Origin of the sequence: Carboxylicivirga sediminis (assembly GCF_018156225.1) — a bacterium.
Taxonomy (GTDB): domain Bacteria; phylum Bacteroidota; class Bacteroidia; order Bacteroidales; family Marinilabiliaceae; genus Carboxylicivirga; species Carboxylicivirga sediminis.
Map to the genome: position 1 here is coordinate 1 of NZ_JAGTAR010000044.1, position 15527 is coordinate 15527.

The following is a 15527-nucleotide window of genomic DNA, read 5'->3' on the forward strand; positions in this document are numbered from 1 at the left end:
AGAACTCTTAGAATTGTGAGAATTGTCCATGGATTCTATGGACAATTAGAGTGTCTCGATTTAAGCTTTTGTGACGTGCGAGGCCGAATGCTTACCTCCGAACAGGTCCACATTTTCGTAATAATACTTAGAGATAAAAACAGCTTCTACTTTTAGTCCTATTGACAATAAAATAAAATGCTTTTAATGGAACAATTCTTCAATTTAGTCTAAAAAATACCGCAGTTTATCACAATCACAAAACCAAACATTCCGCTCTCCGATTGATTTTCACTATATTCGTTTCATCTTTCCTGACAGGTTGTTTTCCCCTTGCCCCGTTCTCACACTCTTTCCTATTGAGCGGGGCTTTTTTATTCCCAAAACTTTTCTTTACCCGGATATTTGTATTTAGTGCGTGCTACATTGGAAGGAAATAAATAATATTCGACTAAAGCTGAACTGCATAACAGCCCGCTGGCATTGTATATTTTAGTGTCAATAATAGCACTTCGTCTGTTTTTTTCCTTTAACTCAGCTACAATTTGCACTTCACCATTTGTCATATACAGAGGCTTGTGGTATTTCACCTCCATAGCACTGGTTACTCCTGCCGTATCAAGCAATGCATAAACATACCAACTGGCAATTTCATCCATTAGTGTAGCCTGTATACCACCATGTACCACATTCGTATAGCCTTCAAAAGCTCTTTGAGGCAACCAGTTGGCAAACAACTTATCACCATCAGAATAAAAACTCAACTGCAAGCCATTTGAATTGGCCTTTGAACAGCCAAAGCAATGATAATCAGACCCCTTTTCTGAAGCAAATGGATTTACAATTTTCTTCATCTCTCCCATTACGTTTATATCATATAAATAATTAACAATTCTTACCTGCTTTCTTAAACAATTATAAATATGCACTGTTTTTATCAAAAAGTTAAAGACTTGGAAGATAGAATTGCATTCTACATCCTAAATTCCCTACATTTACAAGAACTTTTACGAACAATAAAAATTGATCATTCACACTTATGATTATGAGAAACTATCTAGCACTCCTTATGGTACTGGTTGTATTATCTGGCTGTAAAAACAAACAACCGGCAATGGCACCTCCAGTTATTCCGGTGTTTACAGTAAAAACAGAACAAATAAAATTAACTAAAGACTTTGTAGGACAGACATATGGTCTGTTTGATATTTCAATAAGAGCACGGGTTGATGGTTACCTGGAAGGCATACACTTTAAAGAAGGTGGACGCGTTAAAAAAGGACAACTGCTTTATTCTATTGACCCTGCACCGTTAGATGCCAAGGTGGCTGAGGCCCTGAGTATGGTAGCACAAGCCAAAACCAATCTGGTTAAGGCCGAAAGCGATTATAAACGTTATAAACCATTGGCCGAAACAAATGCTGTGAGTCAGAGTGATTATGACGCTGCTGTAGCCAACTTTGGTGCCGCACAAGCTTCGCTCGAAGCTGCTGAAGCATCTTTACAATATGCCAAGATACAGCAGAGCTATTCGAAAATATACTCACCTATCAGTGGTATTATCGGGCGTTCTGTTGCCAAGGTTGGTGATTATGTGGGCCGTGAGCCCAATCCGGTTGTATTAAATACAGTATCGCGCCTGGATACAATTCTTGTTCAGTTTCATCTAACAGAACAGCAATATCTGAATCTGGCTCAATATGCGAAAGCCCAGGAAACACTTAAAACACCAGCTAAAGAACGACAGGCAGATATACTACTTTTCTTTGCAGACGGCAGCCAACACACCGATTTAGGTAAGTTTGATTTTATTGGCCGTAACATAGATCCAACAACAGGTACCGTAATGGTGCAGGCATCGTTTCCAAACACTGATGAACTGGTGCGTCCAGGTCAGTTTGCACGCCTTCGTCTGGTATTGACCGAGCCTGTTGAGACACTACTTATACCTGTTAAATGCCTGCAGGAGGTGCAAGGTGAATACAGTGTTTTTGTGGTAGATGCTGAAAATAAAGTTGAATTCCGGGCCGTCGAATTAGGTGAAACACTTCAGGATATGGTAATTGTCACATCAGGACTCAATGCCAATGAGCGCATTGTACTGGAGGGGCTTAGTCGTGTAAGAACAGGTATGACTATACAGCCACAAGATAAAGCATTTGAGTCAGTACGCAATAATCAGTAGTAGTTATGGGAAGTTTTTTTGTTAGAAGGCCTATTGTGGCCATGGTTATTGCCATTGTCATTCTTATTGTAGGTGGTATTTCTATGCTTCAGCTACCAATGGAGCAATTTCCGGATATTACACCACCTATGGTGCAGGTAAGAGCCAATTATACAGGTGCCAATGCACTCAATGTGGAGCAATCGGTAGCCACTCCGCTCGAGCAGCAGCTTAATGGCGTGGAAAACATGATATATATGAAATCGACCAATGCCAATGATGGCAGTATGTCCATTGATATATCATTTGAGGTAGGTACCGACCCGGATATGAACACGGTATTTGCCCAAAACAGAGCGTCAGCCGCAACGGCTAAATTACCAGAAGAAGTCAAACGCCTTGGTGTCACCACGCAGAAAAGCATGAGTAGCATCGTTATGGCAGTTGCAGTATACAGTGATGGTCGTTACAATCAGGAATTTCTGGGCAACTACTCCATCATCAACATACAGGATATTTTAGCCCGTGTAAAAGGGGTTGGTCGAGTTCAGGTAATGGGAGCCAGTGACTACTCTATGCGTATTTGGATTAAACCCGACCGCCTGTCACAGCTGAATCTTACCGTACCGGAAATTACAGCTGCCATTCGTGAACAGAATGTCATTGTACCAGGCGGTAAATTTGGCGCTGAGCCGGCCCCTCAGGGAACCGAGCTGACGTATACAGTTACACTACCCGACCGCTTGGTAACAGAAAAGGAATTTGGTGAAGTAGCTATCCGCACCAACCCGGATGGTAGTCAGATTAAGTTAAAAGATGTTGCTACAATTGATTTAGGTACTGAAAACTACAATACAGATGCCCGCTTCAACGGAAAGCCATGTGCCTTAATAACCATATACCAATCACCAGGAACCAATGCCGTTGCCATGGGTGAAGAAATCATCAGCACCATGGATGAACTTGCTGGTTCTTTTCCTGAAGGTGTAACATACGATATAGCTTTGGATGCCACAGCCCCTATTACTGCCGGACTTAAAGAGGTGGCTATCACCTTAGTGGTAGCGCTTATACTCGTTATTTTGGTAGTGTTCCTGTTTATTCAGGATTGGCGTGCCACCCTCATCCCAACAATTGCCATTCCGGTTTCTCTGATTGGTGCATTTGCTGTATTTCCCATGCTTGGATTCACCATTAACACCTTATCTCTGCTTGGTTTGGTATTAGCCATTGGTATTGTAGTAGATGATGCCATTGTAGTGGTAGAAGCCGTACAGGTGAATATTGAGAAAGGCATGAATCGCCGGGAGGCAACCATTGCCGCCATGAAAGAAGTAACCGCTCCTGTAATTGCTACTACGCTGGTGCTGATTGCTGTATTTATACCGGTAGCTTCAATGGGGGGTATTACCGGGCGTTTGTATCAGCAGTTTGCTATTACTGTAGCTGTGTCCGTATGTTTTTCGTCGGTTAATGCATTGACCCTTTCACCTGCATTAGCTTCTATTCTTTTGCGTAAACCTGAACTACCTGGGGGACTGCTCGGACGTTTTTTTAAATCATTTAATAAAGCCTTTGATCGCAGTTCGGTAAAATACATGAAAGCTACCAATGTTGTCGCCCGTAAAATAACACGAAGCATGCTGTTTATAGGCGCTACAGTAGTTCTGATTGTGATAGTTAGCCGATTTGTACCCGGTGGTTTTATTCCTGAGGAAGATCAGGGCTACTTATTTGTCAACATACAACTTCCCGATGCTGCCTCAATACAACGAACTAGAAATATAATGGACGAGGTTCAACAGATCCTTTCCTCAGTTGATGAAGTTGAAAGTGTGTCAGGAGCTTCTGGCTTTAATCTACTTTCTGGTAGCATGTCAACTAATGCTGGTGTAATATTTATTGCACTAAAAAACTGGGACGAACGTTCATTGAAAGCTAATGAGCTGGCGCGGAAGCTTAATTTCATGTTCTATCAGGGCATCAAAGAAGCGCAGGTCTTTGCTTTTGGCCCGCCAGCTATCCCTGGTTTAGGAAGTGGTTCCGGTTTCTCATTAATGCTGCAGGATAAGCAGGGTAAGTCGCCTCAATACCTAGCTGAACAAGCCGCCAAATTTATTGCAGCAGCACAGCAACGGCCTGAAATAGCCAATATTTTTACTACTTATAGGGCCAACGTACCTCAAAGGCGACTTAATATCAATCGCGATAAAGCTCTAAAAGCCGGTGTAAGACTAAATGACTTGTATACCACCATCAGTGCCTTCCTTGGAGGTGCTTATATCAATGATTTTAACCGTTTTGGTCGTTTATACAAAGCCTATCTGCAGGCAGCACCAGAGTTTAGGCAGGATGGCGAACAACTCAACATGTTCTTTGTGAAAAACAAAGATGGCGAAAGCTTACCTCTATCCTCATTGGTAACAGTTGAACAGAGCTATGGTGCTGACTTTACTAACCGTTTCAACTTGTATCGTTCAGTCTCACTATCCGGAAGTCCGGCACAGGGCTATTCGTCCTCTCAAGCCTTAAATGCTCTGACAGAAGTGGCCAGCGAAGTTTTGCCACCCGGCATGAGCTACGAATGGGCTGATATGTCTTATCAGGAAATGAAGGCAAGTGGCTCTGGATCAATTGTTTTTGTGTTCGCCTTGATATTTGTGTTTTTAATCCTGGCAGCTCAATATGAAAGTTGGTCATTACCCTTCAGCATCCTGCTAGGTACTCCTTTTGCTGTGCTGGGCGCAATGCTGTTTGTGTTATTGGCTCGCTTTGTCAGCCCTAGCTTCGAAAACAATGTATTTATGCAGATTTCGCTGGTGATGCTGATTGCCATGGCAGCTAAAAACGCCATTCTGATTGTTGAGTTTGCCAAAATTAAGTTTGATGAGGGACTCAGCTTATTTGACGCAGCCATTGAGTCGGCCCGTCTACGCTTCCGCCCCATCCTGATGACGGCTTTCTCATTTATATTGGGTGTTTTGCCACTGGTGATGGCCTCAGGTGCCGGCGCTGAAGCACGTAAAGTAATGGGAATGGCACTTCTTGGAGGAATGACTATCGCCACCATCTTAGGGGTGGTTATGTACCCCATGTTATTTGTATTCATTGGTAAACTTGCGAAATACGAAGAAAAAAGAGCCTTAGCTAACCAAAAGAAAGAAGAGTAATGAAGATACTGAAATATATTCTACCCATTATTGGTATTACATTGCTGTTTGGCAGCTGCCGAATGGGCAAAAACTATACAAGACCGGAGCTTGACACTCCGGAGAGTTTTATATACGCCAATGGTGATACCAGCTACAATGCAACATTAAGGTGGTGGGACCTGTTTAACGATCCTGTTTTAGATACACTTATCCACAAGGCGCTAAATAATAATAAGGACTTGTTGGCAACAGCACAAAATGTTGAAGCAGCACGTTTGCAGCTGGCTATTCAAAAGGCCGATCTTTTGCCACAATTCAATTATTCAGGCACTGCCGGACGAGGTAATTTTCAGGGATTCAGCCTACCAGAACCTACAAATGCGTTTAACATTGTTGGTCAAGCAAGCTGGGAGATTGACTTCTGGGGTAAGCTTCGCAGAATGAATGAAACAGCCAGGGCACAATACCTTGCCTCTGAATATGGTTTGAATGCACTTCGGTTATCTTTGATAACAACTGTAGCCACTACCTATTTCCAAGTGCTTGAATTTAGAGCCAAAACAGTTATTGCTGAACAAACCTATGCCATCCGCGACAGCTCATACCTTATTTTGCAACAGCGTTTTAACGCAGGGATTATTCCAGCCATTGATGTTAATCATTCACGCATACAAAAAGCGGTAGCTGCAACTGCCATACCACAATATAAGCGTTTGGCGGCCCAATCAGAGAACCTCTTAAACGTGCTTATTGGTGAAAATCCACAACTGCATACCTTTGAGGCTCAGCTGGATGATTTCATAGACATTCCGGATGTTCCGGCTGGTATACCTTCTGATATACTCAATCGCAGGCCTGACATTTTAATGGCTGAGCAGCAGCTTGTAGCTCAAAATGCCCTCGTTGGAGTGGCTCAGGCTGCCCGTCTGCCTTCCATCAGCCTAACGGGTATGTTTGGTTTAGCAAGCGATGATTTAAGCACTTTAACATCTGGTGACCCGGCCTGGAATATCAGTGGAAGTTTGCTAGGTCCCATTTTTAACTGGGGTAAAAACACCAACCGCGTTAAGGCAGAAAGAGCCAGAACAGAAGCAGCTGTCTATCAGTATGAAAATGCGGTATTGAATGCTTTCAGAGAGGTGGAAGATGCCCTGCTCACCATTAAAACCCTAAAAGAGGAAGAGTTGGCCATACAGGAGCATGTTGAAGCCGCCACTGAAGCCGCTAGTCTTTCGGCCGACCGTTATGATAAAGGGATTGCCAGCTATATTGAGTTTCTGGAAAGTCAGCGACAGGCATTTGATGCTCAAATGCTACTTACCGGCAATAAACAGGATATACTGGAAGCATACATAAGATTATACCAGGCACTAGGCGGTGGCTGGCAATAATACTACTTTACTGCATACAGAAACGGCGCCCATTTATAGGCGCCGTTTTTAGTTTTCTGCTATATGAATTTTATTCACCCAGGTTACGCAAGAATTTTCTTACAGCATCAACCGATTCTAATTTGTAGTTGGCGCTGGTACGCTGAATACCTACTTTAATAGTTATTGCCCCATCAGGTAGCTCTTTAAACATATATTCATCCGTCCAGTCATCTCCCATCGCCATCAGGTAATCGAAGTTGCCATTATGAATAAACTGATTAGCCGCAATACCTTTATTGATTCCTCCGCTTTTGACCTCAATTACTTTGCTGCCTTCCATTATCTCCAAATTAAGATTACCAACCAGGTCAAGCAATTCATCTTTTAACTCATTGGCACGAATCAGGCTTTGCTCAGGTTCAGCCTTGCGATAATGCCACACCAGCGAGTAGTTCTTTTCTTCTATAAAAGAGCCTGGCGTACGATCAACAAAGCGCTCCAGTACCGGACGAATCACCGGCATCCAGTCATTGTTTACATTGGTAAGTGTTTGCCACTCGCCACCATGTTTACGCAACCAAACACCATGCTCACAAATAAGGTTAATGGGTACATCGGCAAACCATTTCTCAAGCGTATAACGGTCGCGTCCGCTAATAATGGTTACGGTATTCTTTTTATCAGCCAACAGCTTATTCAATATCTCATACAGCTCATCGTTAGGTGTTGCTTCCTGGGGATTCTTGTGAAAGGCTGTGAGTGTACCATCATAATCCAGGAAAATAGCCCGCTTGGCTGCATTAACATATCGTTTGTTTATTTCGCCAAATACACTATTCGTAATTTTCTTCACCAGGAATTCTTTCTGAATACGCTTGACATTTTCTAAAGCATCCACAAACTCGCCTGCCCACTTAAACACCGAGTAACGCTGAATACGTTCCTGCAGATAGCCCATACGCTGCTTTTGTTCATCGAGTGGCATTGTTAACGCACGGTACAATGCTTCCGCTATCTCATCCTCGTTAATAGGATTAATAATAATGGCCTCACCCATCTCTTTGGCAACTCCAGCCATTTCACTCAACACAATAACGCCCGTTTGATTACCTCGCGATGCCACATACTCCTTGGCCACCAGGTTCATACCATCGCGCAAAGGCGTGATTAATGCCACATCGGACATGTTGTACAACTCCACAAGGTTCTCGAACGGCATAGCCCGGTAAAAATACCACACCGGTGTATAGTTGATATTACCATAGGTACCATTGATATTACCTACCAACTCGTCCACTTCCTTCTTAAGCATCATGTACTCTTCCACCTGCCCGCGGCTCGGCACTGCCAACATAACCAGGGTCACCTTACCGTGAAATTCAGGATACTTCTCCATAAACTTCCTGAAAGCCTTTAGGCGCTGTGGAATACCCTTGGTATAGTCCAGTCGATCGATGGACAAAATCAGGCGCCTGTCAGGCGATGTCATGAAATACTTCTCCAGCTCTTTATGTAGTTCTGAGCGCTCCGGGATGGTTTTCTGCATTACCGACGCCGAAGTGCTTTTAAACTTGGCATAGTCAATTCCCATAGGAAAAGAGTCGGCCTTGATAATCCGATCATCCGCATGAATCTCATTGAAAGCTATCTCATAACCATACAGGCGACGCACCGAGCTTAAGAAGTGACGTTCATAATCGTAAATATGAAAGCCCAATAAATCGGCTCCCAGCATCCCTTTTAATAGTTCCATACGCCAAGGAAGTATCCTAAACACCTCATACGAAGGGAACGGAATGTGCAAAAAGAAACCAACCGTCACATTCGGTTTTTTAGATTTAATCATTTCAGGGACCAGCAGCAACTGGTAATCGTGCACCCATACCCGGTCACCATCTTCGGCTACTTCCAGCACCCGGTCAGCAAATCGCTGATTGACGCGCTTATAGGCTTCCCAGTTAACCGGTGAATAATCCACGTATTGGGTAAAATAATGGAAGAGTGGCCAAACAGTTTTATTACTAAATCCTTCATAATATTCCAGAATCTCTTGCTCGCTAAGCGGCACTGTCACGCAACTCTTTTCAAGGAGCTTTTGGTCAATAGCATCACTTTCTTGGGGCGAAAGTTCATCTGAATTTACCCCCGACCAGCCAATCCATTTTCCACCATACTCGGTATAAACCGACTTCATGCCTGTTGCTAATCCTCCAACACTTTCAACCAGTTCGTATCCATCTGCTTCTTTTTTTAAACTATATGGCAATCTGTTAGCCACAATATGAAGTTTCGACATAGAGATATATTTGATTATTATTTAGTCTCAACCGCAAGCCTTTATAAATGCTTCTGCAAATAAGGCCTGACAACTAAAAACAGTTACAATTCGCGCTAAATAAATGATTTTATAAAAGAAAACTACAAATAGTAGTATTATTAAAAAAATACCATTTTTTTTGCAGTACTAAGCAAATATACATTTTTATAGATTATTTCAAAGTTTACTTAGTAGAAGTTTTATAAGAATACAAGTATAAGTTGGATTGCGTATGAAGAACCTTGATTACGGTATCATTGGAAATTGCAGAAGTGCTGCGCTGGTTTCGAAAACCGGCTCTGTTGAATGGCTATGTTTACCTCACTTTGCCGCACCTTCGACCTTTGCCAGAATCCTGGATGATAAGAAAGGCGGATTTTTTAGTGTTAAACCAGTAGGTGACTACGAAACTGAGCAGTTTTATATACCTCGCACCAATATACTTGTCACCAAATTCACCTGTGAATCAGGTGTTTTTGAATTACATGATTTTATGCCACGCTATCGCAATGAGCACGGCGTATACTATACACCACCTGATATTGTCAGGTACATCAAGCATATTTCAGGCTCGGTTAATGTGGTCATCAACTTCGAACCAAAGCTGGTTTATGCCATGTCTAATACGGCTATTGATGTTGAAGAGGAATACATAAAAGCCTACACTACCGATGGCGAGTATGATTCTGTTTATCTTTATTCGTCTTTCGACAAGAGAAGTATAAAAGACAGACTGCCAGTAACCATTAAGCAAAACGAATACTTGCTGTTGAGTTATAATCAAAAGTTACTAAAGCAATCAACTAATCGCTCGTACCTGAAGCATCAGCGCACTAAAGTGTATTGGCTTAACTGGTCGGACAAAACCACCAGCTTTAAGAGTTACGAAGCTGCCATTAATCGGAGCGCCTTGACGCTAAAATTGCTAAATTACCAGAAATCAGGTGCCATTCTGGCTGCACTCACCACTTCACTGCCCGAAACCATTGGTGAAGTGCGTAACTGGGATTATCGTTTCTGTTGGATACGTGATGCATCGATGGTGGTAAAAATCATGACAGAACTGGGGCATGAGCGAATTGCCGAGCGTTACCTGAATTTTATCATCAGCCTAATGCCTGATAAAGGCCAGAAAATGCAGATTATGTATGGCATCCATGGCGAAAAAGAACTCACCGAGGTGGAACTTGACCACTTGGCAGGTTACGAAGGCAGTAAACCGGTTCGCATTGGTAACGCCGCATATGTGCAAAAGCAGAATGATATTTATGGCATCCTGATGGATGTGGTGCTGCAGTATTTTGAAAGATTCCGCTCAACACTGGGCAACAGTGAAGACTTATGGACCATTGTGCGAAACATTGTTAAGGTGGTTGATGAAAACTGGCAAGAACCAGATAAGGGCATCTGGGAGATTCGCAGCGAAGGCAAACATTTCACATTTAGCAAAGTTTTGTGCTGGGTAGCCATTGATCGTGCCCGCAAAATTGCGACACTTTTAAAGCGCGACACCTATGCAACCGAATGGAAGAAGCTGGAGGAAACAATAGCTGCCGATATTCATAAAAATGCCTGGTCAGAACAAAAACATACGTTTACTCAGTCATATGGCTCCAATGATTTAGATGCAGCAGTGCTGCTGATGGAAACCTATGGTTTTATAAAGGCGGATGACCAGCGTTATAAGAAAACAGTGCTGGCTATTCAAAAGGAGCTGGAACACGATGGACTGATGTATAGGTATAAGAATGAAGATGATTTTGGCGAACCACAGTCAGCATTTACTATTTGCTCATTCTGGTTGATTAACAGCCTATATAAAATTGGGCTTAAAGATGAAGCCAAACGTAAGTTTGATGCCTTACTGGCTTGCTCAAACCACCTGGGCTTATTCAGTGAAGACCTGGATTTTAAAACGCGACGTTTGTTGGGTAACTTTCCACAGGCCTATTCCCACTTGGCTATCATTGAAACTGCTATTACATTATCTGGCGCACAAATATCCAAAGAAGCTCAGATCATGAAATCGATTCATCATTAAAAGCAATCATCACATAGCATACAAACAATAAAGCCGGCTAAAAGCCGGCTTTATTGTTTATCATCCTTAGCATCTAAATATCTGGATGAATTTTATTCTTTGCATTAGCTGCCGTGTTAGAAATTACTCAGAACTGGCAGGCACTTGACCACGCATACCCATGATATCACGATCAAACATATACAGGTTGTGGTCACCCAATAGTCTTAGTTTATCGTTAATGGCAGCTACAGAAGCTTCCTCTTCAATCTGCTCAGTAACGAACCATTGAATCCAGTTATGAGTAGTAAAATCTTTTTCTTCTAAACAAACCCCTACAATGCCACTGATTAACTCAGTAACATATTGCTCATGCTCATACACTTTGGCAAATACAGCTTTAATGTCTTTGTATTCAGACGGCGGCTGTTCTACTGAAGGAATAATAGCTTTACCACCACGCTCATTTACATATTTAATAAATTTCATCATGTGCAAACGCTCTTCTTCTGCCTGGGCATACAACCAATTGGCTGTTCCTTCATACCCATTAGTGTCGGCCCAAACAGCCATTGCCAAATATAAATTAGATGAATAAGCTTCTTTTTCAATCTGATTAACCAGAATTTCTTCGACTTTTTTCTTAAGCATAACAGTTAAAAATTAAGATTCTAATAGCAAATATACACTTAATAAACCATCCAATCGGTCAGCTGTTTAGCCACATTCTTATTTATAATCATTCCACACAAATTCATCAAACCGTTTGGAAGTTTGATAAAATTCAGCTTTTTTGCACATCGGAATTAAAGGTCTTTTAATGTTATTTAAAACATTTTGACTTCTAATTTTTTATAATTGAAATCTTTATTCCATTATGATCAGAAAAGTCTTAGTTGCTAACCGAGGCGAAATTGCTGTCCGCGTTATGCGATCGTGTCGCGAGATGGGCTTACGCTCGGTAGCTATTTATTCCGAAGCTGACAGAACTGCCATGCATGTCAGGTACGCCGACGAAGCCTACTGTGTAGGTCCGGCCACATCAGCAGAAAGCTATCTTAATATTGAGAAAATTATTGAAGTGGCCAAGGTTTCAAAATCTGATGCCATTCACCCAGGCTATGGTTTCCTTTCGGAAAATGCCAGTTTTGCTGAAGCAGTTGACAAAGCGGGTATCATATTTATCGGCCCATCGATCCATGCGATCAATACCATGGGCGATAAACTAACAGCCAGGCAGTTAATGATAGAATCAGGTGTTCCGGTAGTGCCAGGCACAAAAGAAAATATTGATGATCCAAAAAAGCTGAAAACAATTGCTGCCGAAATAGGCTATCCGATTATGCTGAAAGCCAGTGCTGGTGGAGGTGGGAAAGGTATGCGACTAGTTCGTGAAGAAAAAGACCTGGTGAATGCCTATAACATGGCTAAGTCTGAAGCTCGTTCAGCGTTTGGCGATGATGCTGTGTATATGGAGAAATACATTGAATCACCTCATCACATTGAGTTTCAGATAATGGCCGACCAACATGGCAATTACGTCCATCTATTTGAACGCGAGTGCTCAGTGCAACGACGTCATCAGAAAGTGGTTGAGGAAACGCCATCTCCGCTTATGACGCCAGAACTGCGAAATAAAATGGGTGAGCAAGCCATTGCTGCAGCCAAATCAGTTGATTATATTGGAGCAGGCACGGTTGAGTTCCTGGTGGACAATGACCATAATTTTTACTTTTTGGAAATGAATACGCGCCTCCAGGTTGAGCACCCAATAACCGAACGCACCACTGGTGTTGACCTTGTGAAAGCACAAATTAACGTTGCAAACGGCCTCCCTCTTGAATTCAAACAAGACGATTTGCGACAAAATGGCCATGCCATTGAGTGTCGTATCTACGCCGAGGACCATAAAAATAATTTTATGCCTTGCCCAGGGGTGGTGAAAAACATTACTGAGCCCATGGGACTGGGTATGCGTACCGATGGTTATGTATACGAAGGGTATGAAATCCCATTCCATTACGATCCAATGATATCAAAGGTAATATCTTGGGCACCCACCCGTATGGAGGCCATTGATCGTATGAAACGTGCGCTTTACGAATATAAAATCACCGGGGTAAAAACCTCCATCCCATTTGTAGCCCGCATTATGGAAGCCAAAGATTTTGTTGAGGGCAACTACGATACGCACTTCATCGAAAAGAATATGGACTTTTTAATGACGGAAGAGGACGATTGTACAGATTATTGCGAGGACATCGCCTTGTTTGTGGCCTATCTGGATTATACCCAGAAACTAAAAGATGCCGCTGATAAAAGCAATGTTGCCACACCAAATCAATCGGCCTGGAAAGAGTACGCACGCCGCAAAAACATCTTACGACTATAAAATCAGCCACTATGCCAATAGAATTAAAAATAGATACGCGCCTTGCCAGAATTAAAATTCTTGAGCAGGATGGCTCGAAATACAAAGTTGATATTGATGGCCGGATTTACGATCTGGATCTTATCAAGGTAGAATCAGATACGTATTCTATACTGCTGGATGGTCAGTCCATTAACATGGAGATGATTGAAGGAGACAGCCTGAATGAGTACAAGGTTAACACCATCAGTAACTATTATGAAATTGAAGTGATTGACGCTGCTACGCGCTATCGTAACTCTTCTAAATCCTCACTGGATGCCGGAGGTAATATTATTTCAACACCTATGCCGGGTAAAATTGTGAAAATACCTGTTAAAGAAGGTGATACTGTAGAAAAAGGTCAAACAGTAGTCATTGTTTCTGCCATGAAAATGGAAAGTGAATACAAGAGTGCTGTTGATGGCATTGTAAAGAAGGTTTATGTAGCAGAAGGTGAAGCTGTTGAAGGCCACCAGCCTCTAGTAGAAATTGAATAACTAATAGTTTGAAAGATGCAAAATTTAAAAGAAAAATATAAGAAGTTTGAAGAACGTAACCGCGAAGCCGAAGCAGGTGGTGGCGAAGCACGTATTGAAAAACAACATAAGGGTGGTAAACTGACAGCCCGCGAACGCATTGACATCTTTTTGGATGCCGGAACGTTTGTTGAACTCGATAAACTGGTAAAACATCAGTGCAATAATTTTGGCATGGAAAAAACCCAGTTTCCGGGTGATGGTTTTATTACCGGTTATGGAAAAGTAGATGGTCGACTCGTGTATGTTTTTGCACAGGACTTTACTGTTTTCGGGGGGTCATTAAGTCGTACCAATGCCGATAAGATCATTAAAATATCTAACATGGCACTAAAAATGGGTGCTCCGCTAATTGGGCTTAATGACTCAGGTGGTGCCCGCATACAAGAAGGGGTTCAAAGTTTAGCCGGATATGGTGACATCTTCTACCTCAATGTTAAAGCTTCAGGTGTTATTCCCCAAATATCGGCCATAATGGGGCCTTGTGCAGGTGGTGCTGTTTACTCCCCTGCCCTCACCGACTTTATTTTTATGGTAAAAGACACCAGTTATATGTTTGTAACAGGGCCTGATGTGATTAAAACAGTCACACATGAAGAGGTGACCAAGGAAGAACTGGGAGGTGCGCATACGCATAATGCCAAAAGTGGTGTGGCACACTTTATGGCTGATAACGACGAACATACATTAATGATGATTCGTGAGTTACTGAGCTTTATTCCTTCCAACAATATGGAAGATCCGCCAGTATTACCAACCACTGATGATATACGTCGTGAAAGTCCTGAGCTGCAGGAGCTAATACCAGCCGATCCGAACAAGCCCTATGATATGCACGACCTGATTAGCAAAGTAGTGGATAACAAACACTTTTTTGAGGTGATGCCCCATTACGCCCAGAACATTATCACTGGCTTTGGACGTATGGCTGGTCGAACTGTAGGTATTGTAGCCAATCAGCCTAACTACCTGGCTGGTGTCCTCGACATTGAATCATCGACTAAAGGAGCCCGCTTTGTACGTTTCTGTGATGCGTTCAATATTCCTATTGTGACCTTTGTGGATGTACCAGGATTCTTACCAGGAACTGTGCAGGAGTATGGCGGTATTATCAAACACGGCGCCAAACTACTATATGCCTATGCCGAAGCTACAGTACCAAAAATCACGATTATTACACGTAAAGCCTACGGTGGCGCCTACGATGTAATGGCATCCAAGCACCTGATGGCTGATATTAACTTTGCCTATCCAACAGCTGAGATTGCTGTGATGGGCCCGGAGGGAGCAGTGAATATTATCTTCCGAGGAGAAACAGATGATATAGCAAAAGCCGAACGTGTGGATGACTACCGCGAGAACTTTGCCAATCCGTATCGTGCTGCTGAATTAGGCTATATTGATGAAATCATTTTGCCTAAAGAGACACGCTTTAAACTCATACAGGCACTTGAGATGACTCAAAACAAAAGCGAAACAGCACCGTTGAAAAAACATGGCAATATGCCATTATAAAGGTTAACTATCGTTTAATTTACAGCCGTATATTCCTTGAAGGGTATTGTTCTTAACA

The 15527-nt window shown here is 42.4% G+C and carries 10 protein-coding genes; 7 read left to right on the forward strand and 3 right to left on the reverse strand.

From position 1 onward, the window contains the following. Positions 1–353 precede the first annotated feature (353 nt). The gene (locus tag KDU71_RS20340) at positions 354–833 is read right to left on the reverse strand and encodes a PaaI family thioesterase (protein ID WP_212192957.1); all 480 of its coding nucleotides are present in this window, start codon (positions 831–833) and stop codon (positions 354–356) included. A gap of 191 nt (positions 834–1024) precedes the next feature. Here KDU71_RS20340 and KDU71_RS20345 point away from each other — a divergent pair, with 191 nt between their 5' ends. The 3 genes from KDU71_RS20345 to KDU71_RS20355 are packed head-to-tail and all read left to right on the forward strand — an operon-like array spanning position 1025 to position 6686. After that, positions 1025–2164 (forward strand): efflux RND transporter periplasmic adaptor subunit, encoded by a 1140-nt coding sequence (locus tag KDU71_RS20345; protein WP_212192958.1) that lies wholly within the window; start codon positions 1025–1027, stop codon positions 2162–2164. Positions 2165–2169: 5 nt separating this feature from the next. After that, the gene (locus tag KDU71_RS20350) at positions 2170–5313 is read left to right on the forward strand and encodes an efflux RND transporter permease subunit (RefSeq protein WP_212192959.1); all 3144 of its coding nucleotides are present in this window, start codon (positions 2170–2172) and stop codon (positions 5311–5313) included. Further along, the gene (locus KDU71_RS20355) at positions 5313–6686 is read left to right on the forward strand and encodes an efflux transporter outer membrane subunit (RefSeq protein WP_212192960.1); all 1374 of its coding nucleotides are present in this window, start codon (positions 5313–5315) and stop codon (positions 6684–6686) included. The genes KDU71_RS20350 and KDU71_RS20355 overlap by 1 nt, the downstream gene beginning before the upstream one ends. A gap of 70 nt (positions 6687–6756) precedes the next feature. Here the strand turns inward: KDU71_RS20355 and KDU71_RS20360 are convergent, their stop codons facing one another. Beyond that, positions 6757–8964 carry a bifunctional alpha,alpha-trehalose-phosphate synthase (UDP-forming)/trehalose-phosphatase gene (locus KDU71_RS20360; protein WP_212192961.1) on the reverse strand — a complete coding sequence of 736 codons (2208 nt, stop codon included), beginning with the start codon at positions 8962–8964 and terminating at the stop codon, positions 6757–6759. A 253-nt stretch (positions 8965–9217) separates the two neighbouring features. Between KDU71_RS20360 and KDU71_RS20365 the strand changes: the two genes are divergently transcribed. Then, complete coding sequence (locus KDU71_RS20365; RefSeq protein ID WP_212192962.1) at positions 9218–11026, forward strand: glycoside hydrolase family 15 protein; 1809 nt, start codon at positions 9218–9220, stop codon at positions 11024–11026. Between the two features lie 123 nt (positions 11027–11149). On the opposite strand, the gene KDU71_RS20370 is transcribed toward KDU71_RS20365, so the two are convergent. Further along, the gene (locus KDU71_RS20370; RefSeq protein ID WP_212192963.1) at positions 11150–11656 is read right to left on the reverse strand and encodes a ferritin; all 507 of its coding nucleotides are present in this window, start codon (positions 11654–11656) and stop codon (positions 11150–11152) included. Positions 11657–11882: 226 nt separating this feature from the next. On the opposite strand from KDU71_RS20370, the gene accC reads away from it, so the two are divergent. The 3 genes from accC to KDU71_RS20385 are packed head-to-tail and all read left to right on the forward strand — an operon-like array spanning position 11883 to position 15469. Further along, the gene (accC, locus tag KDU71_RS20375) at positions 11883–13397 is read left to right on the forward strand and encodes an acetyl-CoA carboxylase biotin carboxylase subunit (RefSeq protein ID WP_212192964.1); all 1515 of its coding nucleotides are present in this window, start codon (positions 11883–11885) and stop codon (positions 13395–13397) included. A gap of 11 nt (positions 13398–13408) precedes the next feature. Then, entirely contained in the window at positions 13409–13915 is a 507-nt protein-coding gene (locus KDU71_RS20380; RefSeq protein ID WP_212192965.1) for an acetyl-CoA carboxylase biotin carboxyl carrier protein subunit, read from the forward strand. A 15-nt stretch (positions 13916–13930) separates the two neighbouring features. Continuing rightward, positions 13931–15469, forward strand: a complete 1539-nt coding sequence (locus KDU71_RS20385; RefSeq protein ID WP_212192966.1) for an acyl-CoA carboxylase subunit beta — start codon at positions 13931–13933, stop codon at positions 15467–15469. Positions 15470–15527 lie beyond the last annotated feature (58 nt).

Excerpts from the sequence above, each read along its gene's own strand:
- KDU71_RS20340 (WP_212192957.1), bottom strand. The coding sequence starts at position 833 with ATGAAGAAAATTGTAAATCCATTTGCTTCAGAAAAGGGGTCTGATTAT.
- KDU71_RS20345 (WP_212192958.1), top strand. The coding sequence starts at position 1,025 with ATGAGAAACTATCTAGCACTCCTTATGGTACTGGTTGTATTATCTGGC.
- KDU71_RS20350 (WP_212192959.1), top strand. The coding sequence starts at position 2,170 with ATGGGAAGTTTTTTTGTTAGAAGGCCTATTGTGGCCATGGTTATTGCC.
- KDU71_RS20355 (WP_212192960.1), top strand. The coding sequence starts at position 5,313 with ATGAAGATACTGAAATATATTCTACCCATTATTGGTATTACATTGCTG.
- KDU71_RS20360 (WP_212192961.1), bottom strand. The coding sequence starts at position 8,964 with ATGTCGAAACTTCATATTGTGGCTAACAGATTGCCATATAGTTTAAAA.
- KDU71_RS20365 (WP_212192962.1), top strand. The coding sequence starts at position 9,218 with ATGAAGAACCTTGATTACGGTATCATTGGAAATTGCAGAAGTGCTGCG.
- KDU71_RS20370 (WP_212192963.1), bottom strand. The coding sequence starts at position 11,656 with ATGCTTAAGAAAAAAGTCGAAGAAATTCTGGTTAATCAGATTGAAAAA.
- accC (WP_212192964.1), top strand. The coding sequence starts at position 11,883 with ATGATCAGAAAAGTCTTAGTTGCTAACCGAGGCGAAATTGCTGTCCGC.
- KDU71_RS20380 (WP_212192965.1), top strand. The coding sequence starts at position 13,409 with ATGCCAATAGAATTAAAAATAGATACGCGCCTTGCCAGAATTAAAATT.
- KDU71_RS20385 (WP_212192966.1), top strand. The coding sequence starts at position 13,931 with ATGCAAAATTTAAAAGAAAAATATAAGAAGTTTGAAGAACGTAACCGC.